The sequence below is a fragment of the Terriglobus aquaticus genome (assembly GCF_025685415.1).
In the GTDB taxonomy this organism is placed as follows: Bacteria; Acidobacteriota; Terriglobia; order Terriglobales; family Acidobacteriaceae; genus Terriglobus; species Terriglobus aquaticus.
Genome location: NZ_JAGSYB010000001.1, coordinates 3,688,533 through 3,710,214, shown reverse-complemented (window position 1 = coordinate 3,710,214; position 21,682 = coordinate 3,688,533). Strand labels below are relative to the sequence as shown.

The 21,682-nt window shown below is 61.8% G+C and carries 17 protein-coding genes; 6 read left to right on the top strand and 11 right to left on the bottom strand.

What is annotated here, in order from left to right:
* Nucleotides 1–61: 61 nt before the first annotated feature.
* Both glf and OHL12_RS15260 read left to right on the top strand, forming a co-directional pair.
* Nucleotides 62–1,183, top strand: a complete 1,122-nt coding sequence (gene glf, locus OHL12_RS15265) for a UDP-galactopyranose mutase (RefSeq protein WP_263414676.1) — start codon at nucleotides 62–64, stop codon at nucleotides 1,181–1,183.
* Nucleotides 1,180–2,139, top strand: coding sequence for a glycosyltransferase family 2 protein (locus OHL12_RS15260; RefSeq protein ID WP_263414675.1), 960 nt, complete (start codon nucleotides 1,180–1,182; stop codon nucleotides 2,137–2,139). Before glf ends, OHL12_RS15260 begins: the two co-directional genes overlap by 4 nt.
* Here the strand turns inward: OHL12_RS15260 and OHL12_RS15255 are convergent.
* Nucleotides 2,136–3,197, bottom strand: coding sequence for a Gfo/Idh/MocA family protein (locus tag OHL12_RS15255; RefSeq protein WP_263414674.1), 1,062 nt, complete (start codon nucleotides 3,195–3,197; stop codon nucleotides 2,136–2,138). The genes OHL12_RS15260 and OHL12_RS15255 overlap by 4 nt on opposite strands.
* Nucleotides 3,198–3,282: 85 nt before the next feature.
* Nucleotides 3,283–3,918, bottom strand: a complete 636-nt coding sequence (locus tag OHL12_RS15250) for a CDP-alcohol phosphatidyltransferase family protein (RefSeq protein ID WP_263414673.1) — start codon at nucleotides 3,916–3,918, stop codon at nucleotides 3,283–3,285.
* Between the two features lie 68 nt (nucleotides 3,919–3,986).
* On the opposite strand from OHL12_RS15250, the gene OHL12_RS15245 reads away from it, so the two are divergent.
* Nucleotides 3,987–4,805 carry a hypothetical protein gene (locus OHL12_RS15245; RefSeq protein ID WP_263414672.1) on the top strand — a complete coding sequence of 273 codons (819 nt, stop codon included), beginning with the start codon at nucleotides 3,987–3,989 and terminating at the stop codon, nucleotides 4,803–4,805.
* Here the strand turns inward: OHL12_RS15245 and OHL12_RS15240 are convergent.
* From OHL12_RS15240 to lpxC, 4 genes are all read right to left on the bottom strand, one after another.
* On the bottom strand, nucleotides 4,778–5,512 hold the full coding sequence (locus tag OHL12_RS15240) for an MIP/aquaporin family protein (RefSeq protein WP_317889828.1): 735 nt from the start codon (nucleotides 5,510–5,512) through the stop codon (nucleotides 4,778–4,780). The two genes, OHL12_RS15245 and OHL12_RS15240, sit on opposite strands and share 28 nt — an antisense overlap.
* 103 nt (nucleotides 5,513–5,615) lie before the next feature.
* Nucleotides 5,616–5,984 carry an ArsR/SmtB family transcription factor gene (locus OHL12_RS15235; protein WP_263414671.1) on the bottom strand — a complete coding sequence of 123 codons (369 nt, stop codon included), beginning with the start codon at nucleotides 5,982–5,984 and terminating at the stop codon, nucleotides 5,616–5,618.
* Nucleotides 5,981–6,460 carry a 2-amino-4-hydroxy-6-hydroxymethyldihydropteridine diphosphokinase gene (gene folK, locus OHL12_RS15230; RefSeq protein WP_263414670.1) on the bottom strand — a complete coding sequence of 160 codons (480 nt, stop codon included), beginning with the start codon at nucleotides 6,458–6,460 and terminating at the stop codon, nucleotides 5,981–5,983. The genes OHL12_RS15235 and folK overlap by 4 nt, the downstream gene beginning before the upstream one ends.
* The gene (lpxC, locus tag OHL12_RS15225) at nucleotides 6,460–7,410 is read right to left on the bottom strand and encodes a UDP-3-O-acyl-N-acetylglucosamine deacetylase (protein ID WP_263414669.1); all 951 of its coding nucleotides are present in this window, start codon (nucleotides 7,408–7,410) and stop codon (nucleotides 6,460–6,462) included. The genes folK and lpxC overlap by 1 nt, the downstream gene beginning before the upstream one ends.
* A 156-nt stretch (nucleotides 7,411–7,566) precedes the next feature.
* Here lpxC and OHL12_RS15220 point away from each other — a divergent pair, with 156 nt between their 5' ends.
* A complete protein-coding gene (locus OHL12_RS15220) occupies nucleotides 7,567–8,760 on the top strand; it encodes a M20 family metallopeptidase (protein WP_263414668.1) in 1,194 nt (397 codons plus the stop codon).
* A gap of 78 nt (nucleotides 8,761–8,838) precedes the next feature.
* Here the strand turns inward: OHL12_RS15220 and OHL12_RS15215 are convergent, their stop codons facing one another.
* From OHL12_RS15215 to OHL12_RS15205, 3 genes are all read right to left on the bottom strand, one after another.
* Complete coding sequence (locus OHL12_RS15215) at nucleotides 8,839–9,135, bottom strand: HU family DNA-binding protein (protein ID WP_263414667.1); 297 nt, start codon at nucleotides 9,133–9,135, stop codon at nucleotides 8,839–8,841.
* 315 nt (nucleotides 9,136–9,450) lie between these two features.
* Nucleotides 9,451–10,158: a DUF2461 domain-containing protein gene (locus OHL12_RS15210; protein WP_263414666.1), complete on the bottom strand. Its 708-nt coding sequence runs from the start codon at nucleotides 10,156–10,158 to the stop codon at nucleotides 9,451–9,453.
* A 124-nt stretch (nucleotides 10,159–10,282) separates the two neighbouring features.
* Nucleotides 10,283–11,401, bottom strand: a complete 1,119-nt coding sequence (locus OHL12_RS15205; RefSeq protein ID WP_263414665.1) for a ComEC/Rec2 family competence protein — start codon at nucleotides 11,399–11,401, stop codon at nucleotides 10,283–10,285.
* A gap of 114 nt (nucleotides 11,402–11,515) precedes the next feature.
* Between OHL12_RS15205 and OHL12_RS15200 the strand changes: the two genes are divergently transcribed.
* Nucleotides 11,516–12,865, top strand: a complete 1,350-nt coding sequence (locus tag OHL12_RS15200; RefSeq protein ID WP_263414664.1) for a Gfo/Idh/MocA family protein — start codon at nucleotides 11,516–11,518, stop codon at nucleotides 12,863–12,865.
* A gap of 69 nt (nucleotides 12,866–12,934) precedes the next feature.
* Here the strand turns inward: OHL12_RS15200 and OHL12_RS15195 are convergent, their stop codons facing one another.
* On the bottom strand, nucleotides 12,935–16,135 hold the full coding sequence (locus OHL12_RS15195) for a TonB-dependent receptor (protein ID WP_263414663.1): 3,201 nt from the start codon (nucleotides 16,133–16,135) through the stop codon (nucleotides 12,935–12,937).
* Between the two features lie 366 nt (nucleotides 16,136–16,501).
* Nucleotides 16,502–20,005: a TonB-dependent receptor gene (locus OHL12_RS15190; RefSeq protein WP_263414662.1), complete on the bottom strand. Its 3,504-nt coding sequence runs from the start codon at nucleotides 20,003–20,005 to the stop codon at nucleotides 16,502–16,504.
* 292 nt (nucleotides 20,006–20,297) lie between these two features.
* Between OHL12_RS15190 and OHL12_RS15185 the strand changes: the two genes are divergently transcribed.
* Nucleotides 20,298–21,623 carry a DNA polymerase Y family protein gene (locus tag OHL12_RS15185; RefSeq protein WP_263414661.1) on the top strand — a complete coding sequence of 442 codons (1,326 nt, stop codon included), beginning with the start codon at nucleotides 20,298–20,300 and terminating at the stop codon, nucleotides 21,621–21,623.
* Nucleotides 21,624–21,682 lie beyond the last annotated feature (59 nt).

Here is a 21,682-nt window from a genome sequence, read left to right as displayed (position 1 = left end):
CTTCTGCCTGCAACCGGCCCGCGACTGCGACGCGGGAACCGGCCCTGATACCCTAACTTCTGTGGCAATTCTTGTTGTAGGCGCCGGGTTCGCCGGTACCGTTCTTGCAGAACGCGCAGCATTCGCGGGCAAACAGGTGGTCGTTCTCGACCGCCGCACTCACATCGCCGGCAATGCATACGACCATCCGGACGAGCACGGCGTGCTGGTTCACCGGTATGGCCCGCACATCTTCCACACCAACGCGCCGCATGTCGCCGACTACCTGTCGCGGTTCACCGCTTGGCGCGACTACGAGCATCGCGTGCTCGCGTCCGTCGAGGGCGAGCTGTACCCCATCCCCATCAACCGCATCACCATCAACCGCCTATACGGGATGAACCTGTCTGAAGAGGAAGCGGCGGCGTACCTGGACAAGGTGCGTGAACCCCGTGATCCGATTCGCACCAGCGAAGACGTCGTGCTTTCGAGCGTGGGTCGCGATCTGTGCGACAAGTTCTTCCGCAATTACACACGCAAGCAGTGGGGCATGGACCTGTCTGAACTCGCCGCGCTTGTGGCCGCGCGCATCCCCACGCGGTCCAACGACGACGATCGCTACTTCACCGACAGCTTTCAGAAAATGCCGCGCGACGGCTTCACCCGCATGTTTCAGAACATGCTCGATCACCCCAACATTCGCGTGGAGCTTGGGACCGACTTCAAGGAAGTCGACCGGTCGCACTTCGAGCACATCTTCTACAGCGGCCCCATCGATGAGTACTTCGATCACCGGTTCGGCAAGCTGCCGTACCGCTCCCTCTCGTTCCAGCACGAGCACCTGCAGGATCAGCAGCAGTTTCAGCCCGTGGGCACAGTGAACTACCCCAACGATTTCGCGTTCACCCGCATCACGGAGTTCAAACACCTGACCGGGCAAACCCACACGGGCACCTCCATCGTGCGCGAGTACCCCCAGGCCGAGGGCGATCCCTACTATCCCGTTCCAAGCGAACAGAACCAGCAACTCTACAAGCAGTACCAGGCGCTGGCCGACGCGGAGACCTCGACTACATTTGTCGGCCGGCTCGCGCAGTACCGGTACCTAAACATGGACCAGGTGGTCGCGCAGGCGCTTGTGGTAGCGGAGCGCCATGGCCTGGGCAGCGTGCGTGAACCGGAGCCCGCAGGAAGCGCCGCTTGAGCACAGGGAGCGCGCCTTCAATTTGCGTCGCGCTTGTCACGTTCAACCGCAAGCATCTGCTGGTCGAGTGCATCGACGCTCTCCTCCAGCAGACGCATCCCGTCGACCGCATCTTCGTCATTGACAACGGATCGACCGACGGCACCGCAGACCTGCTGCGCGAGCGCGGCTATCTGCAGAACGATCGCATCACACTTGCTCGCGAAGAGACGAACTCAGGCGGTGCGGGCGGCTTCCATCGCGGCCTTCAGCTCGGGCAGCAGGCAGGATTCGACTGGATCTGGCTGATGGACGATGATGCTGAGCCCGCCCCGGATGCGCTGCAACAGGCGCTCGCAGCGAGCGCAAACACCAGCGCCATCGCCATCGCCAACTTTAAGGTTTCTGCGGAGGGTGTCCCCCAGGACAACCACATGCGGCTGGAAAACGGCGTCGCCGCGTCGACACTCGCAGGCACCGCCAGCCCCGTTCCTCTCCGCTTCTCCTCCTTCGTCGGCCTGCTCATTCGGTCTGCCGTCATCCCGCAGGTTGGTCTACCGCGCGCAGAGTTCTTCCTCAACGGCGACGATACGGAATACTGCATGCGCCTGCGCAAGGCCGGCCCCATCCTGCTCGCGCCGGCCAGCATCATCCGCCACAAGGAGGCCGCACGCAGCGGCTACGCAGAGCGTTCGTTCCTGGGCGTTCGTCATGCGCGCGCGCCCTTTCGCGCCTTCGCGTTCCGCTACTTCGAACTGCGGAACACCACGATCATCCATCGCATCGAGCACGGCACGCTCAGCGCGCTCATCTTTGCGCTACGCCGCGTTGTGGCGCTCTCTGCCGCCATTCTCGCCTTCCGCGATGACCGTCCTCTGCAGCGAATTCGACTTGTGGTGAAGGCCCATGCCGACGCTTTCCGCGGCAACTTCGACAACGGATTTCCGTTCCGGCTGCTGCGCCAAACATCGGCCTAGCGCGGCACGGCCTGCCGGCTCACGCCCGCCGTCGCGTACATCTGCTCAATCAGTTCCATGTCCTGAAGGCCGTCTTCGCCCGACGTGATCACCGGCTCGCCCACACGCGCGCACTCCGCCAGATGCTCAGCCTCCAAACGGAAGTGCGACGGCGTGCTCGACGGCGCAATGTCGTTGATCTCCACACGCTTGCCAGATACCGGATCGGTGATCCAGCCACGCAGCGGCAGGCGCACGCGGTGCGTGTACGCGGGGTCTAGCGTCAGCTCTCCGGCAGAGCCTCGCACCCTCAACACGTTCGGCAGCTCTTGCAGGTACGAAGAGCTGCAACGCGCCTCCGCGCCGTTCGGAAAACGCATCGTCCAGGCAATGGACGACTCCATGCCCGCCGGGCTCACGGTAGCGGCTGCCGAAGTAATCTCCGGCTCGGCTCGCATTAGAAATCGTGCCGCATTCAGCGGGTAAACTCCCACGTCGTACGCCGATCCGCCGCCCGCCAGGTCGTTATTCCAGCGCCAGTCATCCGCGGCCAGCTTGAAGCCAAAGCTCGATTCGATGCTTTCCACGTGCCCCAGCGCGCCCTCGGCAATCAGCGACTGCAACCGCTGATGCATCGGGTCAAAAGGACACCGGTACGCCACGCTCAGCAGGACACCCGCAGACCGGCACACGTCCACCATCGCCCGGCACTCGGCGGCATCGCTCGCCATCGGCTTCTCGACGAAGACATGCTTGCCGATGCGCGCCGCACGCTCCGTAAACTCGCGATGCATGCTGACCGGCAGCGCAAGATACACCGCCTGCACATCCTCGCGTTCGCGCAAGGATTCAAAGTCGGCGTAACCACACGTAAACGGCACACCATACTGCTTAGCCAGCTTCGCCGCTTTTCCCGAGTCGCCACTGACCAGCGCAGTCGCTCGCACAAAGGGCGAATCCTGGATGCCACGCAGAAAATGCTCGGCAATGCGGCCCAGCCCGACGACGGCATACCCAAACGCATCCGGTCCTGCCGCTGCGTTGTTCCGGCGCCCCCAAAGACGTCCCAGATCGATCATGCTTGCGAGGGTACCCTATCGCAACCGGATGCCGCCTGTACCGCCGTGACGGGCAGCGCACGCGCGCTCAATGTATGGCAAGACGCTACAGCGTTGCCGCGCTCAGCTTGCGCCGTTGCGTTTCCAGAAACGTGTAGCGAATGCGATGGATGACGGTCAGGGTAGTCATAAACGCCAGCACCCACAGGGCAGGCGCCATCACGCCCCAACGGTTGAACAGAGCGCCCAGAATGACCAGAACAATCCGCTCCGGCCGCTCCATGAAGCCCACCTTGCACGACCCGATCAGCGCCTCGGCGCGCGCTCGTGTGTAGCTCACCATCAGGCTTGCCGTCATACAGAAGGCGGCGAGCACGACATACTGGAAGCGGTTGCCGCGCGCGTAGTAGACCAGCAGACCGAAGAAGATCGCCACGTCCGAGTAGCGATCGATCACCGAATCAAAGAACGCCCCGAAGACCGAGACCTGGTTCGTCGCCCGCGCAACGCGGCCGTCCACCATGTCAAACAGGCCAGCGCCGATCAGGATCAGGCCGGCATACAAAAACATGCGATCGGCATTGCTGTTCCGGGCGTAGCCGAAGAAAAACGCGGCGATGATGTTGATGATCAGGCCGATGAACGTGAGCGTATTGGGCGAGATCCTGGAAAGCGCAAGACCGCGCACAATCTTCCATAGCAGCCAGCCGCTGCCCTTCCCAAATGCACTCGTCCACGTCATCAGCTTGCACCTTTAGTGTAAGCGCAACGGCCGCGGAAGATCGCGGCGGGTCTGCGAAGATGATGTGCATGGACGCGCTGGCTACCCCAGAGCCGAGCCCCGACCAGGTACGCCGCAGGCGCGAACGCCGCATCCTGGCTGCCGTTATGGCTCTGCTGCTCGCCACGACGGCGCTGGTCAGTCCGCTAGCTTTTGGCCGGCTTGAACTGCTGTTCCTCTACATTCTGCCCTTCGTTCTGTTCGCTTTCCTCGCCGTGATCCTTGGCCCGCTCAGCGCAGGAGCAGTTGCGGATCGTGCCGAACGCGAGCAGGCCGCCGCGCTCAGGGCCAGGCGCCAGGCTGCAGCGGCGCGGCACGCGATCGCCACGCCGCCGCGCAACACGCTGCCCCCCGACGATCCCGAAGCACTCGCCGCGGCTGTGGCCATGGCGGCGCAACACGGCATTCACCTTGGAAGTAGCCAGCAGACCGATGAGGATTTCCTGCAGAGCTTCCACGCCGCGGAGATCCAGCCATCAAACTTTCGCCATGGCGATCACCTGCGCTACACCGTGCTCATGCTGCAGCGCGTTCCCGCCGGCCTGGCCGCTCAAACCATCGCCGGACACCTGCGGACGTATCTTCGCCAGGCGTGCGGCAGCGAAGCGCTGTTCCATGCGACTCGCACGCACGCCTGGGTTCATTTATTGCGCGTTCACCTGCAGGCCGCAGGGCCGGTCAGCTTCGCGCAATTGCTGCTGCAACACGCTCCGGAACTGCATGGCAGCGCACTCAGCGCGTTCTATTCCGATGCGATGCTGACCAGCGAACAGGCTCGTCAAAAGTTCGTAGAGCCCGACCGCGTGCCGCTGCCGCAGCTTTATGCACCAATCCGCAGAAGGACGTAGCCAGCCAACGCTCCACCCACGAGCGGTCCCAGGATCGGCACCCACGCGTACGCCCAGTCGCTGGTGCCCTTGCCCGCGATCGGCATCAGTTGGTGAGCCAGCCGAGGCCCCAGATCGCGCGCCGGATTAATGGCATACCCCGTCGTTGCGCCTAGCGACAGACCAACGCCCCACACGAGGCAGCCCACCAGCAGCGGACTCAGGCCTGCCGCGGCGCCGGTCGTCAGCACCAGCTTGGAACTCATGCCGCCCGCAACCAGCACCAGCACAAACGTGGCCAGCACCTCGCAAAAGAAGTTGGAAGCATAGTGGCGAATCGCCGGACCGGTGGCGAACACACCGAGCTTTGCCCCCGGATCGTCCGTGACCGCCCAATGCGGATAGAAGAAGAGCCACGTCGCCACCGCACCCAGGAAGGCGCCCGCAACCTGCACCGCCATGTACGGCAGAACCGTGTACCAGGCGTGCGTCTTGATCGCGGCGGCCAACGTGAACGCAGGGTTCAGATGAGCATCGGGAGATCCGAATAATTGGGCGACAAAAATGCCGCTCAGAACGGCAAAGGCCCACGCGGTGGTAATCACCATCCAGCCCGCGTTTTCAGCCTTGGTCTTCTTCAGCAGAACGCCGGCCACCACGCCATTGCCCAGCAACATCAGCACAAACGTGCCCATAAATTCGCCCAGCAAGGGGCCACGCGCAATCACAGAAACGATCTCCTGAACGCAACCACTCTACACAGCACACAGCGAGCTCGTCAGCGCAAAAAGACATCGGCGCGCAAAGCGAATCGGGACGCATTCGCCTTCGTCACGAGAGCAGCGACTTCAGCTCTGCGATGTGCTGCTTCCACGCCTTCTTCTCAAGGCTGGCGTGAACGAAGCGGCCCTCGCGCTCGGACGTGATCAGGCCAGCGCGCTCCAGTTCTTTCATGTGGTGCGACAGGGTTGCCGCGCTCACGCCCAGGCACTCCCGCACGTCGCCGCACCGCGCCTGTCCGGCGGCGATCCTGCGCAGGATAGAAACCCGAGTGGGGTCCGATAGCGCCTTGCTCACCAGCACCAGTTGGTGGTCGCTGGCCTCTGCCCTGCTTCGAACAGCGTCCTGCTCCGCAACCGAATCGGTGCCGGGCTTCGCGCCTGCCTGCTTGCCGGTTTTCGCTTTGCCCTTCCTGCTCATGCTGAACAGCTTACGCTCGCGAACAGATCTCGGACGCTGGTGCGAAGGAGAGGGTGGATCCAGTCCGGCGCGATTTCCGCGAGCGGGGCCAGCACGAAGCTGCGGGTATGCATCGCCGGGTGCGGCAACACCAGTTCCGGCGCTTCGAGGATCAAGTCGTCGTACAGCAGGAGGTCCAAGTCCAGCGTTCGAGGTCCGTTCGCAATGCCATGCGTCCGGTCGCGCCCAAAGCGCTGCTCGACCCGGAGCAAACCGCGAAGCAATTCCTGCGGGGGCAGATCGGTCTGCAGCAGAACGGCACCGTTCAGAAAGCGCGGCTGTTCCGCGTAGCCAACCGGATCGGTCTCGTGCCAGGTAGATCGCGCCTTGACGGTTCCCAAGGCATTGAGTGCGTTCACGGCTCCCTCGAGGATTGCTTCGCGGCTGCCGTGCTCCCCTGCCAGGTTGCTCCCCAGCGCAATGGCCGCCAGAGGCATCAGGCGTGCGCGGGCAGCATGTGGGAGCCGGAGAGAGTAGCCGAAGCGTCCACAGGCCGCACTGAGACGGCGTCATCCTCGTACCCATGGGCCAGTTCCCAGGCACTCCGATCCTTCATCAGCTTGCTCACCAGTGCCGTGTGCATGGCGTGCCCCGCACGCTCGGCGACGACCCGCCCTTGGATGCGGCGGCCCGCCAGAGCAAGATCGCCGATCAGGTCCAGAACCTTGTGTCGCACGAATTCATCCGGGAACCGCAACGGCCCGTTCTGCACCGATCCTTCGCCGATGATGATGGCGCAGGCATCGCTCGCTCCACGGATCAGGCCCATATTGCGCAGCATGGGCTCGTCCTCGCGAAATCCAAACGTGCGGGCGGGAGCGATCAGATCGGCATAAGCGCCCGTCTCCAGATCGCCCAGAAAACGCTCCGTTCCTATCGGCGCACGGAAGTCGATGCAGTAGTCAATCTGGTATCCGCGGCCCGGGTACACACCGATGAACTTCACCCCATCGCGCGAGTTCTCCGTGACCTCCACCGGTTTCAAAATGCGGATGTATTCGCGCTTCCGGCGCTGCGCCTTAAGCCCCGTCCGCAGAAAAGCCTCCACGTAGGGCAGCGCCGAGCCATCCAGAATCGGCACCTCGAGGTTGTCGATCTCTACGATTACATTGTCCACGCCATGCCCGATCAGCGCGCTCAACAGGTGCTCGGTCGTGGAGATCAGCACGCCCTGTCGCATCAGGCTGGTGGCGTAGCTCACGCGCGCCACGTTGCGGCCGTTGGCGGGAATCTCGAAGTTATCCAGGTCGGTGCGGCGGAACACGATGCCGGAACCCGCAGGTGCGGGAATCAACCGCATCTGCACCGGAGCGCCGGAATGGAGACCCACGCCGGCAAACGACAGCGGCTCGCTCAGCGTGAATTCGGTATGGGCCTGCGACTGCAAACGTTTCTACAAAGCCTCTGCGCCGCACACGGAAGCTCGGAACGCCGTGTACGAAACCGCTAACGAGCGTTAGCATACGCCTCTGTTACAGTCCCGCAACTGTGTCGGATTTGCCACAGTACCTGCTTCCGCCTCACAGCGCCTATAACGGAGATTATGTCTCCCGAATCACAGCAGATACGCGCCGCGGTCGAAGCCCGGCAGCCCGAGATGCTTACCCGGTTGCGCGCCCTCGTCGAGATCGAATCGCCCAGCGACGCCCCTGCCGCAGTGAATCGCGCCGCCGATCAGGTGGAGCAATGGGCACAAGCCGCGGGCGCCCACGTCCTGCGCCACCCGCAAGAGAGCTTCGGCGACGTGACGGAGGTCTGGTTCGAACCTCGCACGCCCCAGCCTGCCGGGACCAAGCCGCTGCTGCTGCTAGGTCACCTGGATACCGTCTGGCCACTCGGCACGCTGGCTCGCATGCCCTGGCGCGAAGATCCCGATCGCGACAGCAACCCGCGCCTGTGGGGGCCGGGCGTGCTGGACATGAAGGCTGGCGTGCTCATGGCGATCACCGCGATCGCCAGCGTCCAGCAGGTCTCGGATCTCGCCCGCCCACTGATTCTGCTGCTCAACCCCGACGAAGAGGTTGGCAGCCCCGTGTCCCGCGAGCACACGGAGCGGCTGGGCGCGCTGGCCGAGGCAGTGTTCGTTCTTGAACCGGCGCAGGGCATGCCCGGCAGCCGCGACAATGCCGCTTACAAAACTGCACGCAAAGGCATCGGCAACTACCGCGTCGAGGTCGCCGGCGTTGCGGCCCATTCCGGTGTCGATTTCGCGAAAGGGCGTTCGGCCGTGCTGGAACTCGCCCGCCTTCTGCCGCGGATTGCCGAACTCTCGGAAGCCGACAAAGATTTTGGCATCACTGTGAACCCCGGCGTGATCGGCGGCGGCACCCGCAGCAACGTCGTCGCCGCCAGCGCCTGGGCCGAGATCGACGTCCGCGTTCCCATAGTGGCAGATGCCGATCGCATCCATGCGACGCTCACCGGCCTCGCCGCTCACGACCCGGGCTGCACGGTCCAGATCACAGGCGGCCTGAATCGACCGCCCATGGAGCGCTCCACGGGCACAGTCGCCCTCTTTGAACGAGCCCGCGCACTGGCCTTGGAACTCGGCTTCGAGCTGAACGAAGCCGCCACCGGCGGCGGCTCCGACGGCAACTTCACCGCCGCCCTCGGCACACCCACACTCGACGGTATGGGCCCGGTTGGCGAGGGCGCGCACGCTGCGCATGAGAGCCTCTTGACCGACCATCTCATCCCGCGCACGGCCCTGCTGGCCGCAATGATCGCGAGCACCTGATTCAACGGAGTTGAGCGCTAGAGCACGAAAAAGGCCGCGGCACCCGCCGCGGCCTTTGCTGATTCGAAGAGAAAGCGCTTACTTCTTCACGGGCGCGATTGCATCCTTCGCAGCCTTGGCGATGCGGAACTTGACCACGGTCTTGGCCTTGATCTTGATGGCTTCGCCGGTCTGCGGGTTGCGGCCCACGCGTGCCTTGCGCTCTGCCTTCACTAGCTTGCCGATGCCCGGAATCGTGAACTCGCCGTTCTTCTTGGTTTCCTTCACGGCGGTCGACGCCATCAGTTCGAAGAACTGGCTGACCTTCTTGGTGGGCAGTTCCGACTGCTCGGCGAGCGTGCGGATGAGTGCGGTTTTGGTAAGTCCCTTTGCCATAGGTTGCTCCTTTTGGCCCCGGTTGCGGGGTCGCGTGTATCTCGAACGGCGCTGCCCTCATCAGGGACCGGAGATCGCCACTTGAATGCCCCGCCATCCCGGCAGGTCAGGCATCGGCTGTGTCGAGATCGCCAGTGTTTATGCGGCTTTTCCGCTCGTTCCGCCTATCACCATCGGCGTTTCCGGCGAGGATGTCAACTCCCAAACTCTGGTTTTCTTCGGTTTTCTTCGGGTCTTGCCCGTTTTTCTGTGGAGAAGTGCTCCCAAAGGTACAAATCTCCAACGGAATCGAGCTTTTTTTCCACACAGCGGCGCTCAGAACAGGCTCTTGCGCGGAGCTCGCCCAGCCAGCAATGGAGCGTTCAGCAGGGCAACCATTGGCGCGACGGCGCGAAAACGCTTCGCGATCTCGTTCACCAGTTTCGGTGAGGTCGCCACCTCCAGCGGCAGCTTCGCACTCAAAGCCCACTGCCTGCAAAGCAGCAGATCGGCCGCGGGGTCGTCAGGCAAAAAGCCCTTCGGCATGCGCCTCAAAGGGTTGCTGTCCAGTTCTGGCATCAACTTGCGGATCTTTGAGCTGTTCAGCATGCCGCGCAGCTCCGCATGGTGCTGCTGCAGGTGTCTCCGAATCAGCAGCAACTGCGCCGGCGACGGCATGTAAACGCCCGCTGCAACCACCACATCCTGGTGAGACACGTGCACATAGAATCCGCCGCCGTTGGTTCGTTCCGTTGTCGTGGTCGACCACCATGCGGCTATGTTCGTTTTGTACGGCCGCTTGTCTTTGCTGAAGCGGATGTCGCGATAAATGCGCATGGCCGCTCTGCGTGCCGGTCGCACATAGTCGGGCGCAAACTCCGCCAGGCGCTGATTCACCGCTTCCAACACCGCAAGCCACGGGTCCTGCACCTCGTGTGTAAAGAGATCCTTGCGCGCGTTGAACCAATCGCGATCATTGTTGCGCTGCAAATGCTGCAGGAAGCGAATGGCGGCGGCGGACAGGTGCGGCGGAACCTGGGGCATACGGGCAGATTCTACGCGGTGCCTCGGCCTCGGCGACGTATCGTCTGCCTCTGGCAAGAAGTCAACCGTGAGACGCACCAGCTTTGCAGACGCTTCGGCCACGTTCTGCGAGAAGACCCCGGCTCTACTTGCGGCCGTAGCTCCGCACCATGCCGGTACGATCGTTCTTGACGGCAAACGTGCCGTCCCTGTGGACCACCAGCTCGATCATGTTGCCGTCGACACCCGGCGGATTTGCGATGAACGCCTCGGCGGTATTCTCTCGCGGACCGGCTTTGCGGCCCTCCTCGCTGGTGTGCAACTGCCATAGCGTCTCCAGGCCTGGAGAGCTGCGATACACGTCCAACACCGGCACGCTGCCGCCCTTGGTCGCACCGTTGTCCATGATGGCAACGCGTGGCTGAATGGCGTGCACCAGCGCGGCGGAGCTGCTCTGCTCCCATCCGTGGTGCGACACGATGTCGATGTCCACGCCGCCCAGCCGATTGCTCGGGCACATCAGCATGCGTTCGCGATCCTTGGTCAGATCGCCCAGGTCGAGAATGCGCGTCCCCGCAAACGTAATCATTACGCCTAGCGAATGCCCGTTCTCGGTCCGGTCTTCGTGCGGAACAGGCTCCTGCTCGCAGTAGCGATTCACGGCACCGCCGCCTGGCAGATCGCGATTGATCACTTTACCCTCACTGCTCAACGCCAGCACGTCCAGCCCGGGCACGGGCAACCGATCCCCTGCTTTAACCGAGACCCGGCGGGCGTGGCTCCGCTCCAATTCCTGCAGATAAGCTCCGAAAATCTGCTGGTTGATGTCGACCTTCTCGTACAAGTCTCCATGGTCAAAGTAGGTCCCCACGGGAATCCGCTGCGCCAGTTGGGGTACCCCACCCACATGGTCCTCGTGGTAGTGCGTGATCAGCACGAAGTCGATGCGGTGCAGGCCGGCAGCGCGCGCTGCCGCCGCGATCCGGTCGGCATCGCGAGCATTGTGATCCTCCCACCCCGTGTCGATCAGCAGCGATGTGCCTTGCGGAGTGACGAACAGCGTGGCCTGGCCGCCTTCCACATCCACAAACCACACATGCAGATCGCCCGGGCGAGCAAAGTCGCCGGCGGACGGTGTAACGTGAACAGGCGCAGCCGCAGTGTTGGTGGCGGCAGTTGGTTTGGTTGGCCGTCCCTGCGCCTTTGCGGCACCCCCGCTCACCAGGCAAGCCGCGCTCAACAGCAAAGCAACACAAATCTTCATAACGCACAGCAGAATAGCGCGCCCACACCGTCCCATGCACTGGAACGCCTCCATGTCGCACCCTGACCGGACCTGCTCGCAACACGCAGTCCGTCGCGCAGCATCCCACTGCGCATGATGGACGAGACCCTGCACGCCGCCCCTGAGACCGGCACCACGCGTCGCCGCTTCCTGCAAACCGCTGCCACGGGCGTGGGCACACTCGCCGCGTTGGCCACGGCTCCCGAACTTGCCGCTCAGGCCGGCGCACAGGCCAAGCCGGGCCAGAGCAACAAGGTGCAGCTGCCGCCTGTGAGCAACACCTCGACCGAACAGGCCAGCCAGACACCCGGGCCGTTCCTGCCCCCGGGACGCCGTGTCGGCTACGCCATCGTGGGTATCGGCCATCTCAGCATCGACCAGATCCTGCCTGCCTTTGCGACGTCGAAGTACTGCAAGCTGGTAGCCCTGGTCAGCGGCCATCGCGACAAGGCGCTGAAGATCGCCGCGCAATACGGCATTCCGGAATCGAACATCACCGACTACCAGAACTTCGAGCGCCTGAAGGACATGCCTGAGGTGGAGGCGATCTACATCGTCCTGCCGAACTCGATGCACAAGGAGTTTGTGATCCGCGGCGCCAAGATTGGCAAACACATCTTGTGCGAAAAGCCCATGGCCACCAGCGCCGCGGACTGCGAAGCCATGATCGACGCCTGCAAGCGCGCCAACGTGAAGCTGATGATTGCGTACCGCCAGCAGTACGAGCCGATGAACCGCTTCCTGCAGGACTCGATCAAAGCGGGCAAGCTCGGCAAGATTCGCTCGGTCGTGGCGTCGAATTCGCAGAATGAGGGCGACCCCACTCAATGGCGCTTGAAGCGCGCCCTGGCCGGCGGCGGCTGCCTGCCCGATGTCGGCGTCTATTGCCTGAACGCCACTCGCTTTCTGACCGATGAGGAACCTGAGGAAGTCACCGCCGTGACCGTGCAGCCCAAAGACGATCCGCGGTTTGCTGAGGTCGAATCGCGCTGCTCGTTTCTCCTGCGGTTTCCGTCCGGCATGGTCGCCACGCTCACTTGCTCGTACGACGTCCATCGCTCGACCTTCCTGCGCATGGAAGGAACGGACGGCATGGCGGAGATGGACCCAGCCTTCGGCTATCACGGTGCGAAGCTGCGCTTCAGCAAGCTTGGCGAGGCCGACAGCTTCGGCCTGCCCGGCGCCTCGGGCGACCCCAAAGAACGCAAAGAAGTCACCTTTCAACCCGAACTGCCCGACAAGGACCAGTTCGCCATCGAGATGGACCACTTCAGCCAATGCGTTCTGAACAACCGGCAGCCACGCACGCCCGGCGAAGAGGGCCTGCAGGACCAGCGAGTCATGGACGCGATCTACAAGGCGGCCGCAACCGGCAAAGCCGTTCGCATCCCACCGCCGCCCGGCCCGACTCGCGGTCCTTTGCCCGAACAGCAAAGCAGCTAGCGATGCGCATCTCGCCACAAGCGAAAGGGACCGCATCTGCGGTCCCTTTCTGCTGTGTTTCATCTCCGATTAGAAGGAGAAACGAGCTCCGAACTCACCCGTGAACGCACGGGGGATGACGGTGCTGCTTGGGTTGATAAAGCCTGCCGGATTCAGCGCAGTCGATCCGGCGGCGTAGGAGTTGATGTTTCCGACGTAGTTAGCGCCGAAGTTAGCCCGGTTCGTCAGATTGAAGCCCTGGAAAAACAGGTTTAGCTTGTAACGCTCGTGCAACGTGATGGTATCGCCCACACGCGCATCGAGCTGGATGTCCGGGATGCCGCGCAGCGTGTTGTAGTGTGACTCAACACACGTTCCAGCAGCCAGGCAATTACGGTAGACCGTTCCCACGCTGACCGTTGCGCCTGTGCTCGCGGTCAATGCTGCCGCCTGCGCAACCAGGGCCTGGTACTCATTCACAAAATTTGCGAGCGTCGGCTTTGCACCGGGAGCAAGCGGGGCGTGCGCATTGGTGCGGCCTGAACCGATGCTCCATAGGTCCGTCGAAATTTCCGGATCGAGCGGGCGTGACGATCCAGCCTGCAGAATCGGCGAAATCTCAATACCGTATTTGGTGAAGAACGTGCCCGCCGCCGTAAGGTGATGCGTTTCGTTGTTCGGGACGAAACCGAAGTCCTGATCACGCAACGCACCCAGGAACGGGTTTGTGGCCGTGTTGCGGAACGACGCCGAGGCACCCTCGAATGCAAGCGCGGCTGCATAGGTGTAGTTCACAGTCGCGCTCACATACTTCTTCAATTGCGCCCGGTAGCTCAGGTTCAAACCGTCATAGTAAGACCGGCCGATTGAAGCCTCTTCCGCGATACGACCCAGTACCGGTACACCTGCCTTGGCGAACGCCGCTGAGAACGGTCGCGCACCACCAGCAAAGTATTGCGTCGGATTGATGTTGAGCGTCTTGTTTTCGTGCAGGCCGCGGGCCTGCACATATTCCACTTCCACAACTGACGACGCAGTGGGCGCGTACTGGAATCCGAAATTGATCTGCTGTGTATACGGATTGCGGTAGTTGGGCGCCATCAGGCGGCCCGTGGAACCGGCAGCCAGGTTGAACGAAGCCGCCGGGATCACCGGTGCCGGGTCAACGCCGTACCGGTACCGGCTCAGCAGAATGTTCGTACCCGGCACAACGTTAGCAGACGAGCAGCCGGTATCCGTCGGACCCGCACAGGAGATGCTGTACGTGTTCGCAAACACCGCAGCATTCGCCTGCTGGATCATAAACAGCGGGATATTTTCAAACGACTGGCCAAAGTACAGACCGTATCCGCCGCGTACGACGAAGCGACCGTTGCCCGAGAGGTCGTAAGAGAAACCGACACGCGGGCTGATGTCCTTGTTATCGTTCTGCGGCAGACCGTTGTAGTTGCCGCCAATGTAGCTCAGACTCGGGGTATAGCCGCCGCCTGCCTGGTTTGCGCGCACGCTTGGGACGGTACTCACGCCCGAAGCGGTTGCCGCGAGTAGCTCCTGGTAGGTGCGGCTGTTGGCCTGCTTATCGATGCCGTAGGTGTTGATGTCCTTGTCGTAGCGGATACCAAGATTCAGCAGAAGGCGGTTCGACAGCCGCCAGTCATCCTGGAAGTAGACACCCACCATCTTCGGCGAAAGATTGAACCTCGGATCGCCCGATGTACCTGTCGAGGAAGCGATCGCGCCCGCCGATGCGAATCCGTTCGGCGTATGTCCGTCGGCGTTGCTCAGGATCTGCTGCGCCGTTTCGTAGAAATCGAATTCGGGCGTCGGATTGTTCTCGAAGAATCCGCCAACCTGGGGCTCGTACAGCACGTCCACACCCGTCCGCAGCGTGTGCTTGCTGAGCGAGTAGCTGAAGTCGTCCCGGAACTGGAACTTGTGCTGGCTCGACTTCTGCGGCACATTCGCATTCGTACCGAAGCTTGCTCCGTCTGGGAACGTAAAGTACGGTTTGCGGATCGTCGAGTCGATCAGATTGTTCCAGTACTGGAACCCAGCGGTGAAGTTGTTAACTGCCTTGCTGCTCAGAACGCTGTCGAGCGTTACGTTTGCCAGGATCAGGTCGTTGATGGTGAAGTTGCCTTCGGTCGTATCCACCTGGTTGGTCGATTGATCGTTCTGGCTCTTGTTGTCCTGCGCCGCGTAGGAGAAGTACAGGTGCTCCTTGTCGCTGAACTGATGATCGATGCGGCCGTTGTAACGCTTCTCATCAAATGGCGTGCCGATGGTGTGAGCCGGGACAGCGCCGAGTGGAATCGCCAGGGTCAACTCCGCAAATGAGGCCGCGTCAACTGACAGGCTCGACCGTTCACGCAGACCCTCATACGCAAAGAAGCCGAAGTCCCTGTCCTTCAGGATCGGTCCGCCGATGGAACCGCCGTACTGCTGGCGGCTGTACGCGGGCTTCGGATTCTTTGCCTGTTCGTCGAAGTAGTTCTTGTTCTGGATCGCATCCGAACGGAAGAAGCCGAACAGCGAACCGTGGAACTGATTCGTGCCGCTCTTCGTGATCACGTTCAGCGCTGCGCCTTCGCTGCGGCCGTTCTCAGCAGAGAAGCGTGCCGTGCTGATCTTGAACTCCTGCACAGCTTCCAGCGGCAGTTGCATCACCGCGCCGCCGACCGTGTTGTCCTTGTTATCGATGCCGTTGACGGTCGTGTTGGTGTTGCGTCCGCTGGAGCCGTTCACCGCGTAGACGGCGTACCGATTCTTGGTCGGGTCATAGCTGTCGACCAGCTTCACGCCCGGTGCGAGGATGGCCAGATTCGCAAAGTCGCGGCCGTTCAGCGGCAGCTCCTGTACCTGCTGCGGCGTCACGTTCGTCGAGCTGTCGGTCTTTTCGGCGTCCAGCAACTGATTGACCGTGGCCACGTCGACCGTGGTGTTCACCGATCCGGTCGTCAGCGGCACATTGGCCGTGGTCGTTGCGCCCACCTGCAGGGTCAGGTTCGACGTATCCGTTGTGGCAAACCCCGCCGCGGTCACATGCACCATGTAATCGCCAGCAGGCAGCAGGTCGAACCGATACTGGCCCGCGCCGTTGGTCGTCGTTTTGCGCTCAGCGTTGGTGCCTTTGGCGGTGACCGTCACCGACGCACCCGCAATGGCAGCACCCGACGGATCTGTCACCACACCGACAACGGAACCCGTCGCGGTAGCCTGGGCGGCCATGGTGATGGGAATGACGCTTACTGCCGCAGTAGCAAGGGATACTGCCAGAACAAACTTTTTCACGAGTACTGCCTCCGGAAAGCCCACGCGAGGGGGCGATGTTGCGGTACGTACCAATGCAACGTTGCGTCTCGACGGCAAGAGAGCTCGTCCGCCGACAATTCACTGTCCTGAAATGTGGGTGTTCTCCTCACAGTGCAGCAAGCCCCCTGCGCTGTCAAGCATTACCGGTGCGGATATCTGAAGCTCCGAGGCCACAGCGTTCGTCTAACCGCGGACACGAGTCCCAGCCTCTGCGGGGAACCACCAGCCCGGCCCCTCCAGGTGAGCAGAAGAGCCAGGATCAAAACGACGCACGTCCTAGCTGCGCTGAATGGACAAGGGCCCACATCAAGCGATGTGGGCCCTCGTGACGGCTATGCAGACAAGTTAGAAGATAAGCTTGCCAGCCAGTTGCAATTGACGGTTGCCGCCAGGACCGAAGCCGTTCTTCTGTACCGGGAAGTATGGGGTGCTTGAAACGTCGATCGATCCGAACGATGCAGGCACAAAGGAGTTTGCATGGTTCAGCACGTTGTATAGCTCAGCCCGAAGCTGGAACGACACTCGTTCTGTAATCAGAATCCGCTTGTTCACGTCGGCGTTGAAGGTGAAGTTACCTGGCCCGCGGAACGCGTTGCGCGCCGTCATGCCGCCGGGGAAGTTATCGTAGCCGCCCACGATCGTCGGCAGGTCCGAATAACCAACTGTCGGGTCGTTGTATACGGGGTAATTCGCCTTGTTGTACGTCGGGAAGGTGATGTACTGGAACACATCCGGCGAGTTTGCAACAGGAACCGAGTTGCCGGTCCGCTTGAAACTGGGTTTGGTTGCGAACCTGGCACGCGGGCACACCGTGACCACATTCTGACCGCAGTCGTAGACCGAGAAGGGCGTTCCGGTCTGCGCGGCGAACGTGCTTCCAACTTCCCAGCCGCCCAGCACTCGCTTTGTGAGCGCGGAACCAGCGAACGGCACCTGGTAAACGAGTCCCACCGTAATGCGGTGCGTCTGGTCAAAGTCAGAGTTCCCATGATCCAGCGCATGATTGAACGGGTCAAAGTAGGCAACGCTATTCACGGTGCCCGAAGCGCCATCGGTAAACGTGGACGATGTATTGTCCGTCGAGTGCGAGTAGGTGTAGTTCGATGTCAGCGACAGGCCGGTGTTCAGCATGTTCGAGGCACGCAACGAAGCATTCAGGCTGTGGTAGTAGCTGTCACCATCGGCGCCGCGTACGTTGATTGAGGTGTACTGCGGGTTCAACCGATTGCTGTTGGCCGCACCTGTCGTGTACTTGGCCGCATCGCCCTCGTACACCCGCCCATAGTAGCTGCGGTTGTAGTTTGCGATGGAGTAGTTGTGAATGCCACGGGAGCCGTTGTACGCAAGCCCAGCGGTAATGTTGCCCTTCAGTTGATGTTCCACACTCAGAGAAAAGAATTGCGAATACGCGGGCTTGATCCTCGGATCGACGGCACGCACAGTTCCCGGCGGAATCGCCTTGCTCACGCCCGAGCCGCCGCTGAAGCTGCCCAGGACGCCGGTGCTGATCGGAATCTGAGCACCCACGTCAACGTTGGTAAAGCTGATGGCCAACTGCGCTGGAGGATTCAACGCCACGTTGTAGGTTACATTGCCAAAGTTCCGTTCATAGCTCATGCCGTAACCACCACGCAGGCTGGTCTTGCCATCGCCAAACAGGTCATATGCGAACGAGACGCGCGGCGCAAACTGCTTGTAGTTCGTGTTCCACAGCTTGCCTCCCGGGTTCTGCACATCTGCGGGAGCGCCTGCATTCACGTTCAGCACCTTGCCAGCCCGAATGCGATCCTGCAGCGTGCCGCTGGTCCCAAAGTAGAAGTTCGAGTCCAGCGCCGAGTTCTTGTTGTGCTGCGTTCCATACAGTTCGTACCGCAGGCCCACGTTCAGCGTCAGCCGGGGTGTCGCCTTGATGGTGTCGTTCACAAAGCCAGCGCCTTCGTGGTAGCGGTTCGAACGGGCAAAGCTCGGCTGGCTGATCGGCGTGGTGATCGTGCATCCGGGTGTCTGGTTGACCAGGCCCGTGTTCAGGTCCTTCACGCAGGGGAACTTGCCTTGCGGATCCAGGTTGGCCTGGAAGAAGTTGAAGACGCCGCTCTGGAAATTGACCAAAGCGCCATTCGTGCCGTTCTGGAGCAAGGCTTCCTGCGCGTTCGCGTAGATGGCGAAGGTGTGATTGTCGCGGATGTAGTCGTATTGACCGCCAAAGGTGATCGTGTGGCGTCCGTGCAGCAAGGTGAACACAGGGCTGATGACGATGTTGTTCTGCGGACCACCGGAAGGCAGTCCGTTGCCGGCACTCTTTTCGTTGTAGCCGGGGAAAACGAACTGATTGCCCGCAACTGATGGAGCGCTGCTGCTGTTGATGAAGAGCGTTGGCCCAGCAGGATTGTCGCCAAGCGGCTGATTGTCGTTGTAGCGAAGCAGGCCAATTTGCAATTGCGAAGTGAAACGGTCGGTGAAGGTGTGAGTCAGTCCATACACCAGGTTCTGCGCCTTGGTGGTTTCACTCGTGTTGTACCCGGCATAAGGACTGTTGTTCACAGAGCCCGAGAAGTACGCGGCGTTATATAGAACGTAGCGGCCATACATCTGCGTCTTGGTGCCTAGATTGAAGTCCAGGCGTCCGTCGATGTTGTAGGTGTTCTGCGGAGATCCGCCGCCGGCATCGATCGGAACCGTCACGTTCACCTGCTGCAGAATTGGGAACGCATCGGTGAAGACACCGGGAAAACGAGATTCCAGGGAGGTGCGGTCCTGCGAAAACGCATTGGTGACGGCACTCGAGACCACCTTCGGGTCCTGGCCAATCTGGCCAAGTGTCAGGATCTTGCCAGTCGGTGTTCCGGAGATCTTTCCAAACTTCTGGAAGAATGCCTGGGTGTTTGCGTTCGAGGCGTTGATGAACTGCGACGTGGGCACGTAGAACTGCACCACATTGCTGCTGCGAACCCGCAGCCACTCAGTGTTATTGAAGAAGAACAGCTTGTCCTTGATGATCGGACCACCCACGGAGTATCCGAAGTTGTTGCGAACAAAGCGGTGCTGCGAAATGCCGTTGGCGTTGTTGTAATAGCTGTTCGAAGCGAAGGTGGACGGGCGATAGAACTCATACGCCGTGCCGTGGAACTGGTTCGTACCACCCTTGGTCACCACATTCACCACGCCACCGGACGCGCGTCCGTATTCCGGCCCGAAGTTGTTGGTGATCACACGATATTCCTGTACGGAATCCACTGGCACGATCGTCGCCACCGAGACGCCGAACAGGGCTGTATTCTCAATGCCGTCCAGCAGAATCTCAGTAGACGCAGAGCGCGCACCGTTCACGTTGACTCCCACACCGCGGGACGAGGCGCTGGGATCGGCGCTGACGCTGCCGGATAGCTGGACGAAGTCGTAGGGATTGCGCGTCTCGGTTGGCAGTTCCAACAACTGCTGCGTGTCCACGACCTGCGACTGCTCGGCGTTCTCCAGGTTGATTCCAGCCAGCGCGTTTGCGGCGACGTCCACTGTCACCGACTGCTGCCCGACCGCCAGCTTCACGTTGATCGTATTCGACGAGCCCACTGACACGTTCAGCTTGGCCTCGGAGGCCGCGAACCCAGGCGCCGTGACGCTCACCCGGTAATCCTGCGGCAGCAGTCCCTGGACGTTGTACGTGCCCGCCCGGTCGGTCGTCGTGGTGCGCACCGCACCGGTGTTTACGTTCGTGATGGTGATGGTTGCTCCGGCGACCACGGCACCGCCTTGATCGGTGATGACGCCGGCGATGCTTCCGTTCTGCGATTGGCCAAGCAGCATACCGGCACTGAGCACGGTAGCCGACGCAAATAGTGCAGCTCTCTTCATCGAGACACGACTCCGCGATCTGCCGCGAAGAGCGCTCCATCGCAGCAAACCTCTGTAAAGATTGGGTGAATGGAGCGACTATAGCAGGACATTCGGACTTTCCAACGACGAGAGCGATCTTTTTACGCAATCCCCGAAACTTCTTGATGCGCTCAATCGTCAGTTGCGCTCCGGGACGTCAGGTGAACAGTTGCGGAGCGGCAATAGTGCCCTGTACCTGTTCGAAATGCCGCGTCCGCCGCGTGCACGCCTGCCTCTCGTGAGGTGAATAAACTGGTGGAGAGAGGCTGTCGTGGATCTGGTCCTGCCGCAACACGACTTTTTCGGGTTTCTGCACGTTGACCTGAACAGCTTCTTTGCTTCCGTGGAGCAGCAGCTGAATCCGGAGTACCGCAACCGGCCGCTGGCAGTGGTGCCGACGTTTGCGGATACCACGGTTGCGATCGCGGCTTCGTATGAGGCCAAGGCGCTCGGAATCAAAACGGGCACGCGCGTCGCGGACATGAAGCAGATTTGCCCGGACATCCTGCTGGTGCAAGGCAATCACACAACGTACGCGGAGTTCAGCCACAAGATTCACGCGGCTGTGGAACGCTGTTGCCCTGTTGCGCATGTGCCTTCGATCGATGAGGTGACCTGTCAGTTGATCGGGCGCGAGCAGGAGCCGCCGCGCGCGCGGCAGATCGCGCTGAGCATCAAGCAGGCGATTCGAGACGACGTTGGCGAGACGCTGCGGTGTTCCATCGGCATGGCTCCGAACCGCTACCTGGCGAAGATTGCCAGCGACATGCAGAAACCCGACGGCCTGGTTGGCCTGTTGCCATCGCAGTTGCCGCGATCGCTCTTGCAGCTTGAGCTGCGCGACCTGCCCGGCGTGGGCGCGCGCACGGAGCTGATGCTGAACCGCAAGGGTGTGACGACGATGGAGCAGTTGCTGGCGCTGTCGCGCGAGCAGATGCACAAGCTGTGGAACTCGGTGTGGGGCGAGCGGCTGTACCACTGGCTGCGTGGGCATGTGACGGGCGACGACGGCGCGCCGGTGCCGCGCGAGACGCAGCAGTCGCTTGGGCACTCGCACGTGCTGGCACCGGAGCATCGCTCAGCGGAGGGCGCCTGGGCCGTCGCGCACAAGCTGTTGCACAAGGCCGCGATGCGGCTGCGCATGGAGCACTTCTGCGCCGGAACGCTTTCGCTTACGATTCGCTACCAGGTTTCGCGCGCTGAGGAAGCGCAGGCGGCGAAGCTGCAGCAGCACCACTCTGGCATCCGGCACCACAACTGGGGCATGGAGGCGCGGTTTCCGGCGACGCAGGATACGTTGTCGCTCCTGGAAGCGCTGCGCGAGCTTTGGCAGAAGCAGCCGACCGGGCCAGGCACTGGGCGGCCGTTCTTCGTTGGCATCACGCTGAACCGGCTTACGGATGAGCGCGCGCAGCAACCGGACTTGTTTCGCGATACGCATGCGCGGAACGAATTATCGCGCGCGCTGGATCGGCTGAACCTGAAGCATGGTCACACGACGGTACATTTTGCTGGAATGCTGCCGGCGCGGGATAGTGCGCCGACGCGGATTGCGTTTACGCAGATTCCGGTGCAGTACGGCGTCGATTACATGTGACCCCGCCCCCCACCCCTGCTTTTTGTAAGTTCTTCAAACAAGGAGGGTTGCACTCCGAG

Coding starts and splice junctions, on each gene's coding strand:
- OHL12_RS15255 (WP_263414674.1), bottom strand. CDS start 3,197: ATGATCGATCTGGGACGTCTTTGGGGGCGCCGGAACAACGCAGCGGCA.
- OHL12_RS15250 (WP_263414673.1), bottom strand. CDS start 3,918: ATGACGTGGACGAGTGCATTTGGGAAGGGCAGCGGCTGGCTGCTATGG.
- OHL12_RS15245 (WP_263414672.1), top strand. CDS start 3,987: ATGGACGCGCTGGCTACCCCAGAGCCGAGCCCCGACCAGGTACGCCGC.
- OHL12_RS15235 (WP_263414671.1), bottom strand. CDS start 5,984: ATGAGCAGGAAGGGCAAAGCGAAAACCGGCAAGCAGGCAGGCGCGAAG.
- folK (WP_263414670.1), bottom strand. CDS start 6,460: ATGCCTCTGGCGGCCATTGCGCTGGGGAGCAACCTGGCAGGGGAGCAC.
- OHL12_RS15220 (WP_263414668.1), top strand. CDS start 7,567: ATGTCTCCCGAATCACAGCAGATACGCGCCGCGGTCGAAGCCCGGCAG.
- OHL12_RS15215 (WP_263414667.1), bottom strand. CDS start 9,135: ATGGCAAAGGGACTTACCAAAACCGCACTCATCCGCACGCTCGCCGAG.
- OHL12_RS15210 (WP_263414666.1), bottom strand. CDS start 10,158: ATGCCCCAGGTTCCGCCGCACCTGTCCGCCGCCGCCATTCGCTTCCTG.
- OHL12_RS15205 (WP_263414665.1), bottom strand. CDS start 11,401: ATGAAGATTTGTGTTGCTTTGCTGTTGAGCGCGGCTTGCCTGGTGAGC.
- OHL12_RS15200 (WP_263414664.1), top strand. CDS start 11,516: ATGATGGACGAGACCCTGCACGCCGCCCCTGAGACCGGCACCACGCGT.
- OHL12_RS15190 (WP_263414662.1), bottom strand. CDS start 20,005: ATGAAGAGAGCTGCACTATTTGCGTCGGCTACCGTGCTCAGTGCCGGT.